Source organism: Ectobacillus antri, assembly GCF_003852715.1.
GTDB classification, from domain to species: Bacteria; Bacillota; Bacilli; order Bacillales; family Bacillaceae_G; genus Ectobacillus; species Ectobacillus antri.
Genome location: NZ_RIAV01000001.1, coordinates 58,868 through 81,613, shown reverse-complemented (window position 1 = coordinate 81,613; position 22,746 = coordinate 58,868). Strand labels below are relative to the sequence as shown.

Here is a 22,746-nt window from a genome sequence, read left to right as displayed (position 1 = left end):
ACACCTGGTGTTATTAAAGTTCCTTGTTAATTCCCTTTACGGATGGACAGCTTTCCAGAGGTAGTCAAGAAGCAGCGGAAATAACAGTTTACACACTACCACAAAAAGAATCTTTTACACCATTACTAGAACAAGCGACAGCAACGTTAAAAAAGTATAGCGTATTTAACTGTGCTGTAGCCATACATAAACTACAAGCTACCCTAGACTTTCAAAGTATGTGTTGCAACATCAAATCGCATCTCACCATACAATACCTAAAAATCGAAGAGTAACATTACAGGTGGCCGTGCAATAAAATCTGAAAGCTCTTATTGTTTTGCATCCAGATGTATTTAAGCCCCTTCTCTGCTAAAAAAAGAGATGGGTGCACTGCACTCATCTCCTGTATACAACCACTCTTCTTTTTCTGCCTCGAATTGCCACAATTGCTACAAATGTCAAAAGCAGAATTCCCGCACCGACAAACACGACCCAAATGGGGTGAGCTTCCGTCTTCTCAGCTACCGTTTTAATGATTGGCTTTTCAAATGCTACATCCTCTTTAGATACTGCTTCTACTTTGCCCACCGTTTGTCCATTTTTACGTAGTTCAACCTGCCCTAGCACTTCACCTTTGTGAATTCCTTCTTTATATAATTTATCTGCATTAAACTCAAACGGCTGAAATACTGCTTCCACATTTTTACCTTCTCCTTGCTTAAGAGACAGCTCATACCCTTGTTTTAGTTCAAGCGATACAGGCTTGTCTAAATACGAAACCTGCTGCGTCCACGTTTGCTGATCTAACACACTTTGCTTGGCAAACTGGGGAAATGCGTAATTTGCGATTAAGCGCATATCTTCATAAATAGCCGGATTGTGAGACGCCATGACAACATTCACAATTTCATTTTCACCCTGGCGATCAATTTTCACAAGCGTATTGCGAGCTTGATCTGTAAACCCGGTTTTTGCACCTACACATTGAGAATCACTAAAAAACTTTGCTTTATTAAAAATAGAAACGGTTTGATTGGATGTTGTGACCGTTGTGCGCTGCGTTCTCATCGCATGCAACAACTCCGGATAACGCAATGCCTCGCGCCCAATCATTGCCATATCATATGGCGTTGTGTAATGATTTGGATCATGTAAGCCATTTGGCGTCACAAAGTGACTCTCCTTCGCACCAAGCTCTTGTGCTTTCTCGTTCATCAGCTGCGCAAAAGCTTCTACGCTGCCGGAAACATGCTCCGCAATTGCATATGACATATCATTTGCACTCAGCACCATCAAAATCATCAGCGCTGTATCGCGGTCCACTGTCTCTCCAGGCTGAAACTCAATTTGATAATTGCTTTTTTCTTCAGCTAAAGCCTTTGGTGAAAACGCAATGCGATCGCCTGGCTTTGTGTGCTCAAGCAGTAAAATTCCAGTCAACACCTTTGTCATACTGGCTGGAAATGCACGTTGATGGGCGTTTTTATCAAAGAGGATATCTCCTGTCTTTGCATCAATTGACACTGCATATTGTCCGGTAATTGTCGGCTGACTTGCATATGCAGTCGATGTCATAAGCAATAGCCCCATCAATAAAACAATACCTCTCTTCATCTAGCTCTCTCCTTTACTTCAATGCGGAAACTCCCCTGCTTTCCTTTTATTCATGCACCCACGTGCGCAAACGTTCTCATTTATTTAAAAAATACGACATTTCATTTTCATTTACCATGTACCACTATAACATAACTGGAAAGGGTTCGGGAGACTAAAACGGGTATTTTATTATAAAATCTTAATATTTTTATATTTTTCCTCTCAATAGAAATATAGATCGGTTTATTGCTATCTGTTTGGGATGAAAAAGAAAAGTAGACAAGGTATAACGTCAGAACTTGCGAAGAGAACACGTTGTGTGAACAGATGGACGATGAGAAGATTAATATATAAAACCCTTTAGAGATGTAATTTTTTCCTGTGTATTTTTGAATATTTTTATAGACTTGCGCGTATGCATTTGTTAAGGTTTGAATGAACTCACGTATAAGAAATGACTATATCATGAGACAGGATGAATGCGATGCGAAGAACATTTAAAATGCGAATCCCGAAGAATACAAATATCTTAATTAACGGCTCTATTATGGATGTTGATATTAGCCATAACGAATTTTTGGCTGAATTTACAAAATGGACAGAATCAATGGGTTGGAGCTTCATGGGCGCTACAACCGAGGTCACGGAAGAAGAAGCGACTGAAAGCCTACTGCGCTTTATTGAGGAACAAAAAGCGAACGAAGAAGAATAAATCGTTCGCTTTTACTATTTCAGCAGCTGTCGTAGCCGCTCTGCCTGCTTTTCATCTAACACACCGTACCCCGCTTTCTCTCCAACAACCTGTGCCTCTTTTTCATAAAACCAAATTTGGTATGCTTTTAGCCGCTCCGGCATATTCGGATTCTCACGGTAAAACAGTGTAGCTTGGATATCATAGGGCTTTGTCGCCTTAAAGTCTGAGGTCGTCCACTCAATTGATTCAAATAAGTCTGCTACCTCGTTTAGTTGATGGGATTCAGTAATCATACCTGCCGCATTGCCTTCGTAATCAATGCGGACAAGTTCAGTTTGATTGCAGCCAAATAGCGGCAGAAGCAGCAGACAGATTAATAGTGATTTGTACATGAAATTCTCCTTTCCATTTACATGGTAGGTATTCGGGAGAAGAGCGAAAAGTCCTTCTCGTTAAATACGCACCCATGATTCCAATTTGATGTACCTCATGACTAAACTTTGTATGTTTTATATACGTTTGAACACAATAAGAATTGTTATGATTTCACTGAAAGGAGATTGTTACATGAATTTCACTCTCACCAAGAACATCGTATTCACAATACTGTTTCTTACCCTTTTTTTGATGCTACATGTTTCAAAAATCTCAGCACAAACCGAACTCCCAAAAGATTTTGGTGCAAAAGGCGCTCTTCAGGATACTTGGATTACGTTACAAGAAGCTTTAACGTATGCCATTCAAGATGAATATCTAGCACAAGCAAGATATGAAAAAATCATTCAAAAATTTGGTGCTATTCAGCCCTTCACGCAGATTAAAGCAGCCGAACAAAGACATATCTCTGCTTTACTGTCTTTGTTCACTACATACAAGATAGAGATCCCGCAAGACAATGCTAAACAATACATAACAACACCAAGTTCACTAAAAGAAGCTTTTCAAGCAGGTGTTGATGGAGAAATAGATAATATCGCTATGTACAACAAACTAGCGTCTTTAAGCCTTCCTAGTGATGTGACAGCTGTAATGAAACAACTAGGCGCAGCTTCGCAAAACCATCTGGCCGCATTTAAAAGAGGCTTACAGCAATATCAATAACATGCTTTAATAAAATGTTTCTATATGTAAAATAAACTCTTGTGTAAGCGCTAAAACCTTGCTACAATAGAGCTACTCATGATCCTGTAGCTCAGCAGGGAGAGCGCCACCTTGACAGGGTGGAGGTCGCTGGTTCGAACCCAGTCGGGATCATTACTTTCAGTCATATCAGGGGTTTTAAGGTGTTTCTTAACAGTTAAAAATGTTATGGTCATTATGGAACTGATATGACTAAACGAAAACCACTTCACAAATATGTGAGGTGGTTTTTTGTTATTAAAATTTGCTATTATTGACTTTTTGGACGACCGAGAATTTAAAAATGTTACGCCTAAAACCTTACAAAGTTATAGGGACATTTTAAAACAGTTTGAGAGGTTCTGTTCAGAACATGATGTTATTAATGTTGAAGATATTACCGCAAGTATTATGAAGCAATACATCCTGTACTATCAAAAGAAAGGAAACAATGCAACCACAACAAATTCCAAGTTACAGCGTGTTCGTGCCTTTCTGAATTATATGATTGAATGTGAAGTAATTAGGATTAATCCTGCTAAAAAAATACCTAAAGCACGTGAAGACATTCGTATTGATGTGTTTACTGATTACCACATTAAACAAATGCTGAACTATTATAGACGAATTAAACAAAGGGAAAAAGCGTTTTATTCTTATCGAGATTATTCTATTATTGTTGTTTTGCTTGGTACAGGGTTACGACAATCTGAATTATGTTCTTTGAAGTGGAACGATATTGACTTTAAATATCAAACTTTATAGTTCATCACCATAAGTTGGGGATGAACCAATTAAGTTCTTTTTTTGTTTACCATTACCCACCTTTTCATATTTTAAATTTCTTTCTTACAAACCTTAAACAACATCTAGCAGGAAAACAGACATAAATTTTTCAAATTTGTTAAGACGTACAAGTGAAATAAATTTATATTCTTACATAACTGCACTACTCATTTTGTTTAAATCACATTCTAAAGCATTCTATACATGATATAATTCAGTAATATAGGTAATAGGAGTTGATGAAAATTAAAAGACAAGCTTCTGAACTTTTGCTAGAAACAATGGAAAAGATGAAAGAGATGATGCAAGAAATAAAACAGGAAATACGAGGAATACAAGGAATTCAACAAGAAATGAAACAGGAAATACAAGGAGTACAACAAGAGTTTGAGAACATTAATAAACGTTTGGACAGGATAGAAGTAAAACTTGATTCTATAAATAAAAAACGGGACTGACCCCATAGAGTGGGACAAATAAAAAACACCTTTAAGTTTAAAAACGGGTATTTCATACCGATAACTAACTTGGAGGTGTTTTTTCTATGGGTTCAGGCATGAGTTTCAGGTCATCGATCTTGTGAAGGTCGCTGACATGGCGCGCAGTACCTATTATTATTGGGTGAAACAAATGGGACGCGAGGACAAGTATAGTGAGGTTAAGGAAGTGATTTGCCAGATTTTTGAGGAACATCAGGGTCGTTATGGCTATCGACGCATTACACTGGAATTGCGCAACCGTGGCTATACCTATAACCATAAGACTGTGCTTCGTCTCATGAACGAGATGGGCCTGAAAAGCCTGGTACGGATGAAGAAATACCGTTCTTATCGAGGGAATGTGGGCAAGGTTGCCCCAAACCTCTTGGCACGTGATTTTACTGCCACAAAGCCAAATGAGAAGTGGGTAACGGATGTGACAGAGTTCCAACTTCATGGTGAGAAACTCTCTCTCCCGTTCTGGACCTGTACAACGGCGAGATTATTGCTTACAATGTGAAGTCTCGTCCCGTGTACGAGCTCGTCTCAGGAATGTTGGACATGGCTCTTGAGCGTCTTCCAAAAGAGCACTCTCTCACCCTCCATTCCGACCAAGGTTGGCACTACCAGATGGCTCAGTATCAAACGGCATTGAAGGATCGACACATTCAACAGAGTATGTCCCGGAAGGGCAATTGTCTGGACAATGCCGTCATGGAAAACTTCTTTGGCCTAATGAAGAGTGAGTTTCTCTACCATAGAGAGTTTGAAAGCATAGACCACTTCAAACAGGAACTGGATAGTATATTTACTATTACAATCATAAAAGGATTAAGGCAAAATTAAAGGGCATGAGTCCGGTCCAATACCGGACTCATGCACAGGAGGCTGCCTGACACGCCCGTGTCTAACTTTTTGGGGCCAGTTCATTCTAGGTGGGGAGTATTTGGCGCTTACCTAAAACCAATTCATCTAATGAACGGTGACTTTCAGAATTAAAAAGATACTCATAAACAATTTTATCTCTCAAATGTTCTTTATAGCTGTTATATTCCCTTGAACGTGATTTTGGTTCTAATTTTGGTATTACCATTTCACTCATTTAGTATCATCCCTAACAAAAATTATAATTCTTGAAATCTTATAAGGCACAGTTTTTTCCAGAAAACTCAGTTTTAATTTTTATCCACCCTCCTCCTAAATCAGGACATTTCGAAAGAGGAGTACGATGACTTCGTGAATATGATTCAAGATAAACTACAACAGTTAGGAATTGAAAAGGCGGAAATAAAAAATTGATGGTAGAGAGTCACTCAACAAGTAAAACCAACTACCATCAAAAAACAAATTGAAGTAACCAAAAATAAAGGCATTAAAATTTATTACAAATTCACAAAGGTTAAAGGACTTTAAGTCTACTCAGTCATTTTCTAAAACTATCTGTGAAATGCACTCAACATGTACTGTATTAGGTACAATAATTATATTTGTTTACGTGATTGAAGTTCCTTTATTAGCTTTTTCAAAAACTCTATCCGCTTTTCTACACTTAACTCATTAACATAGAATTTCATAGCTGTTTCTATATCTATTCCAAAGGCCAGTACTTCTCCAAATTCATCTTCTCTGTTCTCAACGCTTGCGTAGCCAAGAAATTCAAAAACGTTAGCACGAGTATCTGGAAACAAGAAAACATTAAAAACTTCATTAAAGCCTTTTTTCATTGATAAAGCATAAAATAGCTGTTTAACAATATCCCCCCATCCTGGCAACTTATCTAGTCCAGCTTTAATCCGATAATATTTTGCATCAAAAATTATGATTGAATGGTCTATTTGAAACAAGATATCAGGTATTTGCGCCGTTCTATACAATTGCTTTTCAAATACCCAATATGGATTAGGAATCATAGCATGCAATGCTGGCACGTCTCCTACAAAATTTGCACAGATTTTTTCCCATATGTTATTAAAAAAGGGGGTAACCAAAAAACTCAAATTATCTGATTTTTTCTCGTTTGATACCTGTTTTAAATAAGACAAAAGTTTTTTTAAAAGGACCATTTCTCTATCTACATAAGTATTACTTAGCGCTTTTTGTAACTTGTATTGCATTTGCTTCAGATTATACGGAATGCTATCGAAACTAAACTCAAAATCAAAATTATACAACCAACCAAACCTTTTAGTAGCTTCTTTTAAAACGAAAGCGTGGATAAGAGTGACATCTGGGTCACTTACTAAATCATTTTTAGAAGTTATTAAATCTAGATAAAACAATTTCTTTTTAATGAAAACAGGAGTCTGCTTACTTAAGGTCTTTGACCAGTCAATCCTCCCCTTACCGTTTATTTGTTCGCTCCTTCTTTGAGTATGAATTAAGCCATTTTGTCGATAATCTTCAAAAAGCCATTGCACTATCTCAAAAACCTCGGTCGATTCATTATCTCCTAACCAGTACCTCTCATCCTGATCTAACGAATTAACCTTGGAATACTTGCTTAAGACTTTATATAATAAACGAGCTACTTTCTTTTTTTCTGACTCACTATGATAAATACTCAAATCTGTTCCTTTAGGTAGCACAATAAAAAGGTCATCATAATACTCAATAATCCCAGTCACCTTAAAACGAATCAATCCGCTTCTTGCTTTCTCACACAAACCTCTTTCGTAAAATACCAAGGGAATTTCTATACTATCGTTTTGCTTCCATTCATAATCAACAAAAAAATGCAGGTTGTTCATTCTTCTTCACTTACTTCTTCAGATACATCACGTCTCTGGTACAACATTTGTTCTAATTCCTCAACAAAGATTCTCTTCTGTCCTGTAGCAAAGTCTTCTGAAACACTCGAAAAGGTATTATATTCTTGTTTGAATAACTCCTCGCGTTGATGACGAACTACATCATCCCATAAGTAAATGAGTAATTTAGAAGCAATTTTATTGGTATCCGCTAACTCCTCCTTCTTGAGAAAATAGGGGCCTATAAGCTTGTCTTCATTTACACCTAAAGCGGAAGCAAGATGTCCATTAACTGTAGTAGCAAAATCCCTCCATGTAATTTTATAACCAGCGTATGTTAAATGCTCTTGAGCATGTGTTGCACCAACAAATGAGATGCTGATGTATTCAAATTCCCAGCGACGCTTGAAGGCTGAATCCATAACAAATACGCCTTGATCAGCACTATTCATTGTTGCAAATAAATTTAAGTTTCCGGGAATACGAACCTCAGCGATTTTATCCTCTTGCCTGTTGCTATTTAAATAATCCAGAATCTCCTTGTTTTCAATGAAGTATTCACTCCAGCCATTTTCATCTCTATCTAATAGCTGAAATATATCACCGAATACTGCCGCCGTATTCGCTCGGTTAATCTCTTCAATAACTAAAGTATGCATTTCTCTTGGATAATCATAAGCCCTTTTTAAAGCACGCAAAAAAGGCCCCGGCACAAAATCATAAGAGATTTCTCCACTATCATTTTTAGAGGGTTTAAGGCCCCCAACAAAATCGAAATATGTATATTCGGGATGGAATGTTACACGCATATTGGCCGTCCCTAAACGGTAACTTTTTCCTACTCCAGGTGCACCATATATTATTTTATTGATTCCCTTTTGTAAGGTATTATAGGTCTCTTCAGCCGCTTCTTCTACATTATTTCCATTTCCATCGGTAGGGGTGTAGTCAACAGCTTGATTTTCCAGAGAAAATTCTATGTTATGTAGATTTTTTAAATTCACTATATAAAAATTTAGAAATTCTTTTTTGAAAGCGCATATTAAATTTCCATCGGTATCTCTTGTTTGGACAAAACCATCCCTCATTGCCTGTGCAATAGTTCTAATATCAACAAAGCATGATTTTGAAGCACCATGATGACGGTTCTTTTCTGTTTCCCATGCCACAATAATAGGTGCTTCCCCATCCTTTTTATACATGCCTAGTAAAAGTCCCTTTTTAAATGGGCTGGCACTGTTATCAATTAAAAAACCTTCCTCCCCAGCTTTACCAATCTGTATTCTTTGTTCATAGGGTCTTGATGCTCTTCCCCCATTTGATATTCTCCAACAGTAAATGTAAACATCAATAAAACGCTCCTTTGCACTGATATTAAATACATAAGGCTGCTTAGATACATTTTCGTGATCAATATTCCAGCCGTTAATAGAAAGCGCCTGTACCAATGTTTGAATTATTTCTGCTTTATTAGGCCCTTCCGGCTGTGGACCAATTGCTACTGACCCATCTGAGTTTGCTTGATAATAAATACTATCTGTCATAGCTAATCCCACCTTTCTTTAGGCTCATTTCTGTCAACCCTATTCATGTTATTTACATTTTAGATTAATTTTACAAAGATAAATCTACTCAATCAACAATAATCTTGAATTTACAATACAGCACATTCCTATCAAATACATTCCTTTCCATCGCAGTTATAAAAAACATATGTTATAATTAAAAGCCCAATTCAGTATTTAATACTTGAATAAGAGCTAACGTTTGGTATTATATAGATTAAAGAACTTAATTTTAATATAGGAGTCTGATGCCTATTATGAAAGCAATAAGCTTATTTTCTGGAGCAGGTGGTCTTGACATTGCTAGCTTTATGGCTGGTATTCCAGTAGCATTTAGTATTGATATCGAAGAAGATTGTATTAAAACATTAAATATGAATCCAGAATTCGAGGGCACTACTGCTATCTGTGGTAATTTAAGTGAGTATTCAAGTGAACAGATAAAAGAGATGTCAGGGATTAAAGAAGATGAGGAATTCATTGTTATCGGTGGCGCACCATGTCAACCGTTTTCCAAAAATGGCTATTGGGTTACCAACAAGATTCGTAAAGGGATAAATGATCCAAGAGCAGATTTAGTCAATGAATTTTTACGGGTAGTCACAGATTTATCTCCTGATGGCTTTGTTTTTGAAAATGTAGAAAGTCTCCTGCACCCGACAAATAAAGTGATTGTTGATACCTTTATACAAATTATAGAAGAAGCTGGTTATAAACATAAAATTGTTCGCGCTAATGCTCTCAATTATGGTGTTCCTCAAAAAAGAAAACGCCTATTTATCATAGGAACTAAGGGCGTTTTTAAGGCAGAGGAACCTAAAATCACCCATGGCAAAGGGGAAGACTTGTTCGGATCAGATTTAAAACCTTACGTGACTGTTGGAGAGGTCATTTCAGAGTTTGATACAGCCGAGTATTTTGAGCGGGAAGAAGTCACTGAAGGCGGGACATATCATGAAGATTTATTAGAAGTTCCTCCTGGAATGAACTACAAGGCCCTTACTGCATGGGCTGGTTATCCAAACCCTAAGTTTGTTGCAGATAAGCGTTTCTGGAATTTCCTATTGAAATTATCACCTGATCAACCGTCATGGACTATTACAGCGCAACCAGGACCTTGGGTCGGTCCTTTTCATTGGACATCCCGAAGGTTAAGGGTTCCTGAAATTGCTGCAATCCAAACTTTCCCAAAGGGATACAAGTTTTACGGAAGCAGACGTTCTATTCAACGTCAAATCGGAAATGCCGTTCCTCCATTGATGGGTAAAGCTATGATTGAGTTCTTAAAGGACAGCTTGCTTGATAGGGACAGCATAGGAATGGAACCCGCTAGTGAAACCAAACCTAAAATAACATATGCATAGACCTAACTTTTATTTAGGGAGGAAGTAAATTAAATGAACGTAATAAGTCTCTTCTCTGGTGGGGGAGGTATTGATTTAGGATTTAAAAAGGCAGGTTTTAACATTTTATATTCTACTGATGTGGTAGAGGTAGCGTGCCAAACTCTTGAACATAATGAAGTAGGTGGAGTTGTAGAGTGTAAAGATGTCCGTGAAATTGACTTTAAAGGACTATTTGAAAAATTAAACGTAGATGAAATAGACTGTTTAGTGGGTGGTCCCCCTTGCCCTGCCTATTCTAAGTCAAGATTTTACCGTACAGAAAAGAAAAGAGCGTTAGAAGATGAAAATGCTTTTACTTTACACGAATACTTTAGAGCCCTAGAAGAACTTCAGCCAAAAATATTCTTCTTCGAAAACGTTCATGGGTTTATCTTTAAACCGCATCAAGCGGCTTTTGATTTATTAAAAGAACGAGCAGAAACACTTGGCTACTACATTACATGGGATGTATTTAACACGGCTGAATACGGGGTTCCTCAAACCCGCGAACGTTTTATTTGCGTAGGTGTAAGGAAAGATGTTGGTGAACCTTTTGAATTCCCTGCACCTACCCACTATATTCCAGAAAAATTTGATCCAATTCGGGACAAGAACAAAAAGCCATGGATTACATGTGGACAAGTAATAGGGGATCTCGATTACGATTTACCTGAAGACGAACAAATGCAGGCAGGTTCCAAACATAAAGATTTATTAAGAGAAGTTCCACCTGGAGATAATTATCTATATTTCACAGCTGAAAGGGGTCATCCTGAGCCAAAATTCAAGTGGCGTTCTCGCTATTGGTCATTCTTGCTAAAACTCTCACCAGACCGTCCTTCTTGGACTATACAGGCAAGTTTCTCCAATAACATGGGGCCTTTTCACTGGAAGAATCGCTTCCTAAGAATTGCTGAAATTAAACGTATTCAAACATTTGATGACGAGTATGAATTCATGGGTGATTTCAAAGAACAGTGGCGCCAAATTGGTAATGCTGTACCTCCTTTATTTGTGAAGGTTATTGCTGAAGAAATTAAAAATCAATACTTTTCAAAAAGAAGAAAAAAGAGTAATTCCTCATTAGATTTTAAGCAATTACAACTTGATCTTTAGAAATAAAAGATGGTTCAGGCATTAATTGACATTGCCTAGACCATCTTTGCTTTTTATTACTATTATGTACCCCCCTTTAGAATAAGGATAACTTTTATTTTTCCTAATGTCTAATATTGTTTTAATAGATATGTCCTGTTCAACAGGTTACTTCGACTCAATCTTTTTGAGTTTCCTTTCTCCTTCTAATATATTCTGGATTAGGCCAATACCTTTCTTCACTGGCAATATTATTTTTCAGGTATTTTTCTCTATCAGTTCCTTATACCATGTTTCTTCCTCAAGTTCTGGAGTAACCCTAACAGTGTAATCTTCTTCAATACTCAAGAGCCCCGCGTCAAATAATAAATGATGATTTGCAGACATTAATATTCCGTTGTTTACACAACCATTCCCTTCATCTGCAACACTTCTTTAACTCTGGTTCCATTAATAGCACAAGTAGCATTGTAGGCGTTAAGAATCTTCTTTCTAACTCACATTTCGCAACCTTAAAAACAAAAAATAGGGATTTTTTAAACGGTGTCGAATTCTTTGGAGAAACCACCTTCAAAGGAGCGAACACCATGAATATTCAAATGAATGCCATCTATCAAGCTTCTTACTTAAATATGATAAGCGCGATTATGAAAGAACTAAAACTCAGCGAACTCATCGATCAGCTCGTCCCGGTCAATTCCCAGTGCCAGACTCGTCCGGGAGATATCGTCCAGCTTCTCCTGCTCGATATTCTCAGCGGCAGGCAGGCTCTTGTTCATCTTGAAGAATGGGCCGGTCGTATCGATCTGCCGAAGTTGTTGCGCGAAGGCGTTCAGGCTTCTCATTTCAATGATGATGCCATTGCCCGCCATTTGGATAGGCTTCACGATGCAGGCATCCATGAAATCGTGTCCACGTTTCTTCTGAATACCTATAAACATGAAAACATCCCCATGCGTGTGTTTCATGGCGATACAATCAGTAAGTCGCTGTATGTTGCCTACGATTCCCCAAGTAAGGTGCTGAACATCACGAAAGGATACAGCCGCGACCGAAGAGGTGCCAAACAAATTCAATTTGGCTTAATCGGAAACGAGGACGGCATCCCGTTGTATGCCGATGTTCATGACGGAAACACGTCCGATAAGGAATGGAACCCAGATGTCCTGAAGAAACTCCATGGGCAATTTGCGAGTGTGGATCTCAGCTCGTTTATCTATGTGGCAGATTCCGCTGCCATGACTCAGCGTACGCTCCAGGAAGCAAAAGCTGCGAACGGCTATCTCATTACACGCGGCCCGAATCAGCTCAAGATTGTCAAACAGGCACTGACCGATGCCGATCAGCCCGACGCCCCCTGGTCGCAGCCGATTTCATTTGCGACAAGTAAACAAGGCGCAGTCTATCGCCTGTTTGAAACGACCGCCGATTACTATGGGCACGATGTCCGCCTGATTGTCGTGGAGTCGAGCGCACTGGACCGCAAAAAGGAAAAAAACCTTCAACAGAAACGGGAACAGGAACGCACGTTCCTTGAAGGAGCGCAAGCCTCCTTTTCCGGCACGCCGTTTCATTGCCGGGAAGATGCCGAACTGGCCATCAAACAATGGACACAGGAGACCGTTTCCCGGTTTCATACGGTGTCGTCCATTCAGGTCAGCGAGGTGTCCAAACGGAAACGAGGGCGACCAAAGGCGGGCGCACAGCCGGAACTGGTGACGGAATATAGCGTGCAGCTCACCATCACTCCCGATGAGGAAGCGTTCCAGCGTGCAAAACGAAAAGCCTCACGCTTCGTGCTGGTGACCACGGTTCCGGTCGAACTTCATGGCGAAATCATGGACAGCCAGACGATCCTGGAGCAGTACAAAGGGCAAATCAACGTGGAAATGAATTTCTCTTTCCTGAAAGATCCCTTTTATACGGATGAAATCTATTTGAAAAAGGCGGAAAGGATCCGGGTAATGGGCTATCTGTTTCTTTTGGCCCTCGCCGTATACCGAGTGTTTCAGCGCCGGCTGCGCCAGCACATTACCGCCCAGCGGCCGAACGTTGACGCGGCCGACCGGGCAAGCGATCTTTCAATTATTTCGGTACGTGCAGGTGGTCGAGTTTACCCTGCCGGATGGGTCCAGGCATCGTCAATTTGCCCAGCCGCTCACGTATGAACAGCGCCGTGTGTTAGAGTCCCTTGGATTTACGGAGAGCATTTACGTATAGATGAACCATGAGAAACAGCCGTGGCGAAAAAAGGAATCGCGTCACGGCTACAGGTGTTGAAACCGCCTGCCTGTTCGAAAAAAAAGGCAAAAAAGATGGCATTTTCACTCAGCTAGGGTGCGAAATGTAAGTTAATCAACACGCCTGATACAAGGTGTAACGTTTGACGCAGAGCACAATTATGTGGGTAAAACTATTTCAATCCATACACCTATACAAGGTGTAACTAGCAACAAAGTTAGATGCTTTAAAAGTCTCTTTATTTCAATCCATACACCTATACAAGGTGTAACACTACGGTTCTTTTGTTTTTGTTTCAGAAAATATATTTCAATCCATACACCTATACAAGGTGTAACGAATGAAGAAGATGCAAACTTAATGGAGCTTCTTATTTCAATCCATACACCTATACAAGGTGTAACAGCAATAATTCCTGACTTTATAGAGCTGTAACTATTTCAATCCATACACCTATACAAGGTGTAACATGTAGATAATAATTTATCTGCTCCTGTTTTCTTATTTCAATCCATACACCTATACAAGGTGTAACTCGTCATTCATTATCTCCCCATTCTTTGAGTTTTATTTCAATCCATACACCTATACAAGGTGTAACACTTTTGCCCCTTCAATTTGCTCTGCCACAAATTATTTCAATCCATACACCTATACAAGGTGTAACGGTAGCATTCTGAAATGGAGCAAATATGTACTCTTATTTCAATCCATACACCTATACAAGGTGTAACCAGCTCGCTCATGTGGGAGACTTTACGCATCATCATTTCAATCCATACACCTATACAAGGTGTAACTTTGGCTCGTCAAGTTGTTACTTTACGATTGAGTATTTCAATCCATACACCTATACAAGGTGTAACTTTACTAAAGAAAAAGTTAATAAGATTACAAAAGATTTCAATCCATACACCTATACAAGGTGTAACTTCACCATGATGTGGTCAGGTAGAGCGGCCTCGTGATTTTCAATCCATACACCTATACAAGGTGTAACTGCCGAGTAGTTGAGAAAAGAGCATCTGAGCTATATTTCAATCCATACACCTATACAAGGTGTAACTAATACCCTTGTGCTAAGCATGTATTTCTTGATGATTTCAATCCATACACCTATACAAGGTGTAACGGGTGAAACGCTGCCTAACTTCTCCGCGATTTTGGATTTCAATCCATACACCTATACAAGGTGTAACAGCGATTTTTTAATAAAAACAATAATTGCAAGTTATTATTAAATAGAATATGGTATTCACTTTTTATTCAAAATACATAAGTAATTAAAAAATAAAGTCAAAAACTATGTAATAATAAGTGCGAATGTATCAGTAAATTCATGTTCACTACTAATTCGCATAATAAAACATGTATGGAAGGCTGTGACGGTAACACAATGTCACAGGTTAACCCTTTGGTGAGTGCTATACAGGTGTTATCCTATCACACCTTGCCTCACCCTCTGGACGCAAATCCGCCCAAGCCTATAATTGGCTATTCATTATTTACTTATCAAAGAACAAAATTATCAAGATCCATTAAAATCTAGACTTAATTGTTTTTCTTCAACTTCTAATTCTTCAATTATCTTTTTATTAGTGGTAATGAATTTTATACTATTAGCTATGTTTTGAGAGGCATTGTAATCTGCATTCGCATTGAATCCACATGATTTACAGCTGAATTTTTCTTGTATTTCTCTTTGGCCCAACTCATAATGATTACATTTGCTACAGGTTTGGCTAGTATAGTGCGCATCTATATATTTAACTTCAATACCTTCCCTTTTAGCCTTGTACTCAATCATTTGTTGGAGTTGGTAATATGACCAATTTCTTAATAAAGATTTGTTCTTCATACGGTCAAATTCAAGGTATTCCATATGAATGATGCCAGCCTGATTTTTAAGTGCGAATTGGACTATTTTACTACTTATGAAATGATTATACGTATTAACGAAGTTCTTTTCCTTTTCTTTTATGCGATTTAATCCTTGTAGCTTCTTGTTTTTCCCTTTACCGCCCCTAGTGCTCTGTAACGCCTTTTGTAATCTTTTACGCTGCGATTGTATCTGTGTTCGTACTTTTAAGAAATCCTCTATTGAACCAATACTTTTTCTTATATATGGCTTATCATTAATAGATACATACGCTGGAATTCGCAAACCCAAATCTAGACCAACTACTCTTCCTTTCATGAAGCTGTTTTTTCTAGAAACCGGTATATTAAGCGATAGGTTCAAGATTAACTTCTTATTAATAGCAATACTACTATCACAAATTTTGTAATTGCCCTCAATAATGTTCACTAGTAATGATTTTAACTCATTAATATTGGCACGCTGTTTACTACTTTCTAGTAGAATTACTTTAAAGGTAATTCCTTTTATCCATTTAATGAAGTAATCTCCACTCTCTTCATATAGAACCATACTACGAGCACGAATCATTAATGGATTGGTTTCTTTGTAGTTACGTAAGTTGCGTTTCCCATTTAGCAAGCCGGCTTTCATATCACAAGTAAAATGAGAAATAACAGTTGAAGTGATACGATCTACTGTATCATAGTGTAAATCAAATTTACTGTTGATTAGTTTACCTATCCTTGTTTGTTTAACTAAACCTACAGCTTTTTGGTATATTTCACTAGCCTTTTTGCTATACTGCTTTTCAATCTTATATACTTTTTCCTGTGCTTTGTTATAATCATCTCTAGCTTTCTCTACTCTTTTTTGTAGCTGCTGATCGTCTTTAAAAACCTCTGCCTTGCCTTTACACTTTAGATAATTCTGATATTTCTCTTGAGCTTTTTCTGTGTACTTAGTTAAGTGTTGTTGATATTCTTCGTTGCTATGCTTTATTTTTTCTTGTGCTATGTATTCGAAATACAGATGACTATAGGAAATATTTAACGCTTTGTACTGATTACGCATTTCGTTACGTAAAAACTGGTAGGTTTCATTTTCGTTACCGGACACAATTGCTAACTTTAGCTTACGTACAGTTATCATTAATCCACCTTCTATTTTTCTATATTTCTCTGTTTTGTGCAATGAAAAAGTGCAGAGTTGTGCAGTATATTAAATTCATTTTGTTGATTAAATATTCATTTGTGGTCGCTGAGGGTGGGCTTGACATGGAGCCTCTACAGGCATGATCCTCCTGCCAAGAATCCAGCCATTAAAGGGATTGGCAGAACCGACACAAGTCTATCATGCCTGCCACTCCACGTAAAGCCCTGGTGCATACCAATGAATAGGAATTCTGCAACATTCTGCACTTTTATTCTGCAATAAACAATATTTCTCTTTGAACTAATATACAGCTTAAACAAAAATCATGAAATCTATACATAAAAAACCAAGATGACCTAATAATTGATTAACATATAAGATGCAAAACTAATAAAAGACAATCAAATAATAAATAAGTGTTTAATGCAAAATAAAAGTGGTTCTTTCCAAAGTTGGTTGAAAAGAACCTTTTTCTCCTATTCAAGCAATAAAATTTTGTTTCTCAACAAATCGAACAGACACCGACCATACATGGTGCGCTTCACCAACTTTAATTTATTAATTTTACCTTCAGCTAGACCATTGTTGTATTCATAAGTGATGGCATTTTTCACAGCTGTCAAGTCCCTTTCGATTCCATTGATAAAGCTGTTGAGCGGTTGAATATCCAGCGCGGTAGTTCGTTCCATCCAACTCTGCAGCGCATCGTTTCTTTTTTGTCTCAGGATGTCTCTAAAGTCATCCACCAAATCTATGATAGATTCGATTTTCGGATACAACTTGTAAACCTCCTGTAATTGTTTTTCAGATAATTTGGTCTTTGTTTTCTTTGAATGGAACAAAAGAGGGATAATCTCTTTTCGTTTCACAAATTCAAACTCCGCATTCTGTAACAATTGACAGTAAGCCCGAATTATAAAAAATAAGCGCACCTTTCCGGTACGCATCACAAATAGCCGTATAACCTGATTTTTTTAATCAAACATACGGCTACTTTCATTTATTTGCTACATTCCATCTGAATCTTTTTTGACCAAGGCATATATTGATCTAAAATTTCAGGATTTTGATGGATTCCGAGATTCGGTAGATCCGTGAAAAGTTTCTTTATGTATTCGTAGAAATCAACGCCGTTACTTTTGGCCGTTTCTGCGATACTCAAACAAATGGCGTTCGCTTTTGCACCAGCTTCGCTGAACGAAAAAAGCCAGTTTTTTCTGCCTAGAACGTTTGGACGGATGGCATTTTCAGCTGGATTATTATCGATTTCAATGCGCCCATCATTCAAGAATTCTCTGAGTCCATTTGCCCTGTTCAATGTGTATTCAGCGGCTTTCGCAAGGGCATTTTTTCCGTAAAATGGTGATGTTTCAACCTATTCAAGGAATTTATCTACAATTGGCTTCGAGTATGTTTGGCGCTGTTTTCTTCGCTTACTCGGAGCCAAATGTTTAAATTTCCTTTCAAGTCGATATAAATCGTCACAATAACTCACACCAATTCGTCCATTTTTGCTGTCCGCTTTCAGCCAATAACGACGAATATGCGCCCAACAATTTGCGAATGTAACGCCTTCCAACTTATCATAGGCAGAATAACCAGCACAAACAATCGTTCCAGAATAGCCTTTCGTGAAATGTTCAAGGACAGATCGAGCCCGTGATAATGAGTTTTGAAAGAGAATAATTGTTGGCCCTTGGCTTGGCACACTTCGATACACCCAATTATAGGAATTGGATTGACCAGATTTCCCATCGGATCGGTTGATGATTTGTGCATATGTTTCATCGACATGTAAAATCGATTTAGCCATCATAAAACGCTTCATTCGTTCGTAAATAGGCAATAGCCAATCGTGTGATGCACGAATGACCCAATTGGAAAGGTTCTTATCATTGGTATTCAGGCCATAACGATCCCATTCCTTTACCTGACGGTAAAGCGGTAAGTATTGTGAAAATTTATCATACATCACTTTGGCAAGTACGCTAGGACTTGCCACGCTACGTTGAATAGGTGGCTGAGGTGCTTTACCACGTTTAATTTGTGCTTTTTGAAATGCGTTGCCTTTGCAATTTTTACATTCATAAGCGTGTTCAATGTGTTGAACTTTCTTCATTTTCGCAGGAATAAATTTCGCTTCTTCACGTACGATTGTACTGCCAATTTCAATCATTTGTCCTTGGCAACAGTCACATAGTGTATTTTTGGGATAATGGTGAAATGCTTCTACTTCGATATCATCACGTAATGAATCATTTCGTTTTTTCTTTTGAATCGTTCGTACAACAGTATAGGAAATAGTCTGTTGGCTTTGTTCTTCTGTGTGCTCAGATTCGCTAAAAGACGGGTCATCATCAAATAATGAACCTTGCCCGTCAGGTGCGTTGTATTTCGATTTTTCAGTTTTTGAACCATATAAAAGCTTAGTTAAATGGCGAACTTGCTCTGTTAACGCCTCAATTTGTTTCGATAAGTCTTTGTTTTGTTGATTCGAATGAGCCAATTGCTCTTCGAGCATCCGAATTAATTTTTCGTATTGATTTTCATTCGTAGAAGAAGCGTTCGCCACATCATTCACCACTTTTCGTTCGATTTCGTTCTTTCTACTATAACTAGTTCGAACAACAGAATAAAGGTAAAATTAGTGACTTAACGAATTTAGAACACACCTTTTGATGATGGTTGAATAGCCTTTGGTTGCTGGACGGATAACCCTTCAAGGAGCCAGCGAAGCTCCTGTTGTGAAAGATTGCGTACTTCATTTTCATCTTTCGGCCATTGCAGCTTGCCGTTATCCAAACGTTTATAAAGCATGGCGAATCCATCCCCATCAAAATACAAACATTTATAACGATCTTTACTCCACCCTGAAAATAAGAAAATGGAATCGCCATATGGATCAAGTTCGAAAGAATCTTGAATCAGTGTTGCTAGTCCATCAATTCCTTTTCGCATGTCTGTTTTACCACAAATGATATAAATGTTTTTCACACTTGTATAATCGTGTTTCACTGATCTTTCAACTCCCTCATGACCATTTGGATGATGTGCTCATCTACGCCGTTGTAGAAGGAAATTTCGGCGTTGCCCGTTTTGATCGTGCAAGTAGGATTTGAGGAAAGTACTACTGAATTTGTTGCAGAAGTATTTTTATTTTCGGTATGTAATGTTACGGGGACGATGGTAAGTTTTTGTTGTGGCATATGAAAAGCACCTCCTTAAATTGATAGGTTTATCATACCAGGAGGTGCTACTCTATTTATATGCGTTGTTTGAATACGGGCTTACACTGAAGAGTTAACAAAGGATAGGAACACCCATAAACAAAATGCCTATCATAAGTCGTTGAATTTGTATGCCGAAGTGTTAAATGATTCCTTCAGTTTGAATGATTCGTATGTGTTAAATGATAGTATTAATGAAACTGTTTCAATGCTGAATGAAGATGAATTAAAGATATATAATTTATTTCTACATGCTGATAACATTAAAAAAGTTACACTTGAAAATATTTGTCAGGAACTGAATCTGAAGCACAGACAACAAGCAAAGAGATTACTTAATAAGTAAGCGTCAAACTGGACCCACATAGTTATAGAGTCGGAATCGTGCGATAATCTCCTCAGCATAACAAAATGAGGAGGTTTTTTCATGTCGATCGCAGAACGGAAAGAGCTGTGGAGTCAAAGGATTCAAGACTTTCGGAACAGCGGCCAGACACAGGCAGCTTGGTGCGAAGCAAATGAAGTGTCTTTGAACCAATTAAAATACTGGTTAAAGCAAATTCCCATTTCAGAGAAGCAAGCCAACACATCCGGTTTACAATGGGTCAAAGTGTCCTCTGTGGGGACAATTCTACAGGAAGAACAAGAAATCCTGCGGATTACAGTCGGAGCTGCTTCGGTAGAGGTGAAGCCAGGCTTCACTCCGTCCTTCCTAGCCGATGTTGTACGGACACTGCATTCACTATGCTGAGTCAACAAACAATCCGTCATGTCTATCTCGCGTGCGGGAGCACGGATTTACGGAAATCCATTGACGGCCTAGCGGCCTTAGTGCAGGAAGGATTCCAACTGGACCCTTTCTCGGCTTGTCTGTTCGTCTTTTGTAACCGTAAGCGTGACAAGCTGAAGATTTTACAATGGGAACATAACGGATTTTGGCTGTACTATCGAAGGCTGGAAGAAGGTACATTTCCATGGCCGGAACAAAACACAGGAACTCCGATGCAAATTTCCACACGCCAGTTGCGTTGGCTGTTAGACGGGCTGCCGCTGAATCAACGAGAAGCCCATCGGGAAGTCACTGCTCGTACAGTTGTATAAAAATATGCAGAAAAAGAAAGGAATTCAGCTCATTCTGTCGAATTCCTTTCTTTATGACACATACAACTCACACCCCAGACCCTACAATTGAAGAATTAGAGAAGCGATGCGAATCTTTAGAAACGCAGAACCTTGAACTGGAAAAGCAAAAGGCAGAGCTGGAAGCCAAATTGAGATGGTTTCAGGAACAGTTCCGCTTACATCAGCAGCGACAGTTTGGCGCTTCAAGCGAAAAAACAGATCGTGACCAGTTGGAGCTCAACCTGTTTAATGAGGCGGAAACAGAGGCAAATCCCTCTCTTCCAGAGCCGACACTTGAAACGATTACATATGAGCGCAAAAAAGCACGCGGTCACCGTGAGGTGCTGCTTGAGAACCTGCCTATGGAGACGATAGAATATCATTTGTCTCCGGAGGAACAGGTTTGTTCGTGTTGCGGCGGTTCTCTGCATGAAATGAGCACCGAAGTACGCCAAGAGCTGAAAATCATTCCGGCTCAAGCAAAAGTGGTGAAGCACGTCCGCCACGTCTATGCCTGCCGGCATTGCGAACGCCATGAAACAGAAACGCCCATTGTGACGGCACCAATGCCAACTCCTGTCTATCGGGGCAGCTTGGCATCGCCATCCGCTTTGGCTTATATCTTGCATCAGAAATATGTAGAAGGGCTGCCACTATACCGGCAGGAACAGGAACTTGCACGTCTTGGCATTCCTTTATCCCGTCAGACACTGGCAAACTGGGTTATCTATGGAGCTCAAACTTGGTTGAGTATTCTATATGATCGAATGCACGTTCACTTAAAGAAGGAAAGTGTTCTGCATGGAGACGAAACTACCCTGCAGGTACTGGCAGAGCCAGGCCGCTCGGCAACTTCCACCTCGTACATGTGGCTGTATCGGACAGCAGAAAAGCCAGCCATTGTCCTATATGACTATCAACAAACACGGGCGCATAAGCATCCGAAGGCTTTCCTTCATGGATTCCAAAGGTATCTGCATGTAGATGGTTATGCCGGATATCATGGACTGCCAGGTGTTACCTTGGTAGGGTGTTGGGCGCATTCGCGCAGGGAATTTGACAAGGCAATCAAGTCGCTGCCGGAAGAGCAGCGTGCAAATCCAACAACAGCCAGGGACGGCCTCAATTTCTGTAATGCCTTGTTTGCCGTCGAACGGCAGGCAAAGGAGAAAGAATTATCTCCACAAGAGCGGTATGAGTTTCGTCTGGAGCACAGCCAGCCTATCCTGGATGCTTTTTCAGCATGGCTTCGTGAACAAATGCCAAGGGTCCTGCCAAAAAGCGCATTGGGTCAAGCCATTCGATACTGTCGGAACCAGTGGGGGAAGTTGGTGGCATTTATGAAGGATGGTCGGTTAGATCTGGACAATAACCGGGCAGAACGATCCATTAAACCGTTCGTGATCGGCCGAAAGAACTGGATGTTTGCCCAGTCGGTCCGAGGCGCTCGGGCGAGCGCCATTGCATATAGTCTCGTGGAAACGGCAAAGGAAAATGGATTGAGTCCGCGTCTTTACCTGACGTATGTATTGGAGAAGCTCCCGAATCTGGATACGAATGATACCGATCAGCTCGACAATTTACTGCCTTGGTCGCCAAGCATTCCCGAGGAATGCAGGGTTCCGAAAAAAGCTAAATAAAGCATAAAATACTCCGCGCCAGTTTCATAGGTGGGGAGTATTTGGCGCTTACCTT

At 39.1% G+C, this 22,746-nt stretch carries 18 protein-coding genes, 1 tRNA gene, 4 pseudogenes and 1 CRISPR repeat array; of the genes and pseudogenes, 12 read left to right on the top strand and 11 right to left on the bottom strand.

Annotation, left to right across the window (positions count from 1 at the left end):
* Positions 1 to 378: 378 nt before the first annotated feature.
* Positions 379 to 1,596, bottom strand: coding sequence for a D-alanyl-D-alanine carboxypeptidase family protein (locus EEJ45_RS00380; RefSeq protein WP_124562802.1), 1,218 nt, complete (start codon positions 1,594 to 1,596; stop codon positions 379 to 381).
* A 466-nt stretch (positions 1,597 to 2,062) separates the two neighbouring features.
* Here EEJ45_RS00380 and EEJ45_RS00375 point away from each other — a divergent pair, with 466 nt between their 5' ends.
* Positions 2,063 to 2,290 (top strand): hypothetical protein, encoded by a 228-nt coding sequence (locus EEJ45_RS00375; RefSeq protein WP_245999772.1) that lies wholly within the window; start codon positions 2,063 to 2,065, stop codon positions 2,288 to 2,290.
* 14 nt (positions 2,291 to 2,304) lie between these two features.
* Here the strand turns inward: EEJ45_RS00375 and EEJ45_RS00370 are convergent, their stop codons facing one another.
* A complete protein-coding gene (locus EEJ45_RS00370) occupies positions 2,305 to 2,664 on the bottom strand; it encodes a hypothetical protein (RefSeq protein ID WP_124562801.1) in 360 nt (119 codons plus the stop codon).
* Positions 2,665 to 2,839: 175 nt separating this feature from the next.
* On the opposite strand from EEJ45_RS00370, the gene EEJ45_RS00365 reads away from it, so the two are divergent.
* The 5 genes and pseudogenes from EEJ45_RS00365 to EEJ45_RS00345 all read left to right on the top strand — a co-directional run.
* Positions 2,840 to 3,373, top strand: a complete 534-nt coding sequence (locus tag EEJ45_RS00365) for a ferritin-like domain-containing protein (RefSeq protein WP_245999771.1) — start codon at positions 2,840 to 2,842, stop codon at positions 3,371 to 3,373.
* A gap of 80 nt (positions 3,374 to 3,453) precedes the next feature.
* A tRNA-Val gene (locus tag EEJ45_RS00360) sits at positions 3,454 to 3,526 on the top strand.
* A 117-nt stretch (positions 3,527 to 3,643) separates the two neighbouring features.
* Positions 3,644 to 4,156 carry a tyrosine-type recombinase/integrase gene (locus tag EEJ45_RS00355; RefSeq protein ID WP_245999769.1) on the top strand — a complete coding sequence of 171 codons (513 nt, stop codon included), beginning with the start codon at positions 3,644 to 3,646 and terminating at the stop codon, positions 4,154 to 4,156.
* A 260-nt stretch (positions 4,157 to 4,416) separates the two neighbouring features.
* Complete coding sequence (locus EEJ45_RS00350; protein WP_124562800.1) at positions 4,417 to 4,635, top strand: hypothetical protein; 219 nt, start codon at positions 4,417 to 4,419, stop codon at positions 4,633 to 4,635.
* 85 nt (positions 4,636 to 4,720) lie between these two features.
* Positions 4,721 to 5,552, top strand: a pseudogene (locus EEJ45_RS00345) (IS3 family transposase); the annotation flags it as partial.
* A 35-nt stretch (positions 5,553 to 5,587) separates the two neighbouring features.
* On the opposite strand, the gene EEJ45_RS00340 reads toward EEJ45_RS00345, so the two are convergent.
* From EEJ45_RS00340 to EEJ45_RS00330, 3 genes are all read right to left on the bottom strand, one after another.
* Entirely contained in the window at positions 5,588 to 5,758 is a 171-nt protein-coding gene (locus EEJ45_RS00340; RefSeq protein WP_187695338.1) for a hypothetical protein, read from the bottom strand.
* A gap of 379 nt (positions 5,759 to 6,137) precedes the next feature.
* Positions 6,138 to 7,403 (bottom strand): LlaJI family restriction endonuclease, encoded by a 1,266-nt coding sequence (locus EEJ45_RS00335; RefSeq protein ID WP_124562799.1) that lies wholly within the window; start codon positions 7,401 to 7,403, stop codon positions 6,138 to 6,140.
* Positions 7,400 to 8,947 carry an AAA family ATPase gene (locus tag EEJ45_RS00330; RefSeq protein WP_124562798.1) on the bottom strand — a complete coding sequence of 516 codons (1,548 nt, stop codon included), beginning with the start codon at positions 8,945 to 8,947 and terminating at the stop codon, positions 7,400 to 7,402. Before EEJ45_RS00330 ends, EEJ45_RS00335 begins: the two co-directional genes overlap by 4 nt.
* A gap of 278 nt (positions 8,948 to 9,225) precedes the next feature.
* On the opposite strand from EEJ45_RS00330, the gene EEJ45_RS00325 reads away from it, so the two are divergent.
* Both EEJ45_RS00325 and EEJ45_RS00320 read left to right on the top strand, forming a co-directional pair.
* A complete protein-coding gene (locus tag EEJ45_RS00325; RefSeq protein ID WP_245999767.1) occupies positions 9,226 to 10,332 on the top strand; it encodes a DNA cytosine methyltransferase in 1,107 nt (368 codons plus the stop codon).
* Between the two features lie 33 nt (positions 10,333 to 10,365).
* A complete protein-coding gene (locus tag EEJ45_RS00320; protein WP_124562796.1) occupies positions 10,366 to 11,469 on the top strand; it encodes a DNA cytosine methyltransferase in 1,104 nt (367 codons plus the stop codon).
* Positions 11,470 to 11,706: 237 nt separating this feature from the next.
* Here EEJ45_RS00320 and EEJ45_RS18980 read toward each other — a convergent pair.
* Positions 11,707 to 11,847, bottom strand: a pseudogene (locus EEJ45_RS18980) (HNH endonuclease); the annotation flags it as partial.
* A 188-nt stretch (positions 11,848 to 12,035) separates the two neighbouring features.
* Here EEJ45_RS18980 and EEJ45_RS00310 point away from each other — a divergent pair.
* Positions 12,036 to 13,668: pseudogene (locus EEJ45_RS00310) on the top strand (IS1634 family transposase).
* Positions 13,669 to 13,862: 194 nt separating this feature from the next.
* A CRISPR array of direct repeats spans positions 13,863 to 14,888; the repeat unit is 33 nt; unit sequence TATTTCAATCCATACACCTATACAAGGTGTAAC.
* A gap of 329 nt (positions 14,889 to 15,217) precedes the next feature.
* Here EEJ45_RS00310 and EEJ45_RS00305 read toward each other — a convergent pair.
* The 5 genes and pseudogenes from EEJ45_RS00305 to EEJ45_RS00285 all read right to left on the bottom strand — a co-directional run bounded on the left by EEJ45_RS00305 (position 15,218) and on the right by EEJ45_RS00285 (position 19,908).
* Complete coding sequence (locus EEJ45_RS00305) at positions 15,218 to 16,699, bottom strand: RNA-guided endonuclease InsQ/TnpB family protein (RefSeq protein ID WP_124562794.1); 1,482 nt, start codon at positions 16,697 to 16,699, stop codon at positions 15,218 to 15,220.
* Positions 16,700 to 17,178: 479 nt separating this feature from the next.
* Positions 17,179 to 17,571 carry a transposase gene (locus tag EEJ45_RS00300; protein ID WP_245999763.1) on the bottom strand — a complete coding sequence of 131 codons (393 nt, stop codon included), beginning with the start codon at positions 17,569 to 17,571 and terminating at the stop codon, positions 17,179 to 17,181.
* A 131-nt stretch (positions 17,572 to 17,702) separates the two neighbouring features.
* Positions 17,703 to 19,274 (bottom strand): annotated as a pseudogene (gene tnpC, locus EEJ45_RS00295) (IS66 family transposase).
* Positions 19,275 to 19,363: 89 nt separating this feature from the next.
* Positions 19,364 to 19,717 (bottom strand): IS66 family insertion sequence element accessory protein TnpB, encoded by a 354-nt coding sequence (tnpB, locus tag EEJ45_RS00290; RefSeq protein ID WP_164464152.1) that lies wholly within the window; start codon positions 19,715 to 19,717, stop codon positions 19,364 to 19,366.
* Positions 19,714 to 19,908: a hypothetical protein gene (locus EEJ45_RS00285; RefSeq protein ID WP_124562793.1), complete on the bottom strand. Its 195-nt coding sequence runs from the start codon at positions 19,906 to 19,908 to the stop codon at positions 19,714 to 19,716. Before EEJ45_RS00285 ends, tnpB (EEJ45_RS00290) begins: the two co-directional genes overlap by 4 nt.
* 448 nt (positions 19,909 to 20,356) lie before the next feature.
* On the opposite strand from EEJ45_RS00285, the gene tnpA reads away from it, so the two are divergent.
* From tnpA to tnpC (EEJ45_RS00270), 3 genes are read left to right on the top strand one after another with little or no spacing between them, the layout of a single operon-like run.
* The gene (gene tnpA / locus EEJ45_RS00280) at positions 20,357 to 20,680 is read left to right on the top strand and encodes an IS66 family insertion sequence element accessory protein TnpA (protein ID WP_124562792.1); all 324 of its coding nucleotides are present in this window, start codon (positions 20,357 to 20,359) and stop codon (positions 20,678 to 20,680) included.
* Positions 20,674 to 21,030 carry an IS66 family insertion sequence element accessory protein TnpB gene (tnpB, locus tag EEJ45_RS18975; protein ID WP_124562791.1) on the top strand — a complete coding sequence of 119 codons (357 nt, stop codon included), beginning with the start codon at positions 20,674 to 20,676 and terminating at the stop codon, positions 21,028 to 21,030. Before tnpA ends, tnpB (EEJ45_RS18975) begins: the two co-directional genes overlap by 7 nt.
* Positions 21,031 to 21,083: 53 nt before the next feature.
* On the top strand, positions 21,084 to 22,691 hold the full coding sequence (gene tnpC / locus EEJ45_RS00270) for an IS66 family transposase (RefSeq protein WP_124562790.1): 1,608 nt from the start codon (positions 21,084 to 21,086) through the stop codon (positions 22,689 to 22,691).
* The last annotated feature ends 55 nt before the right edge of the window (positions 22,692 to 22,746 follow it).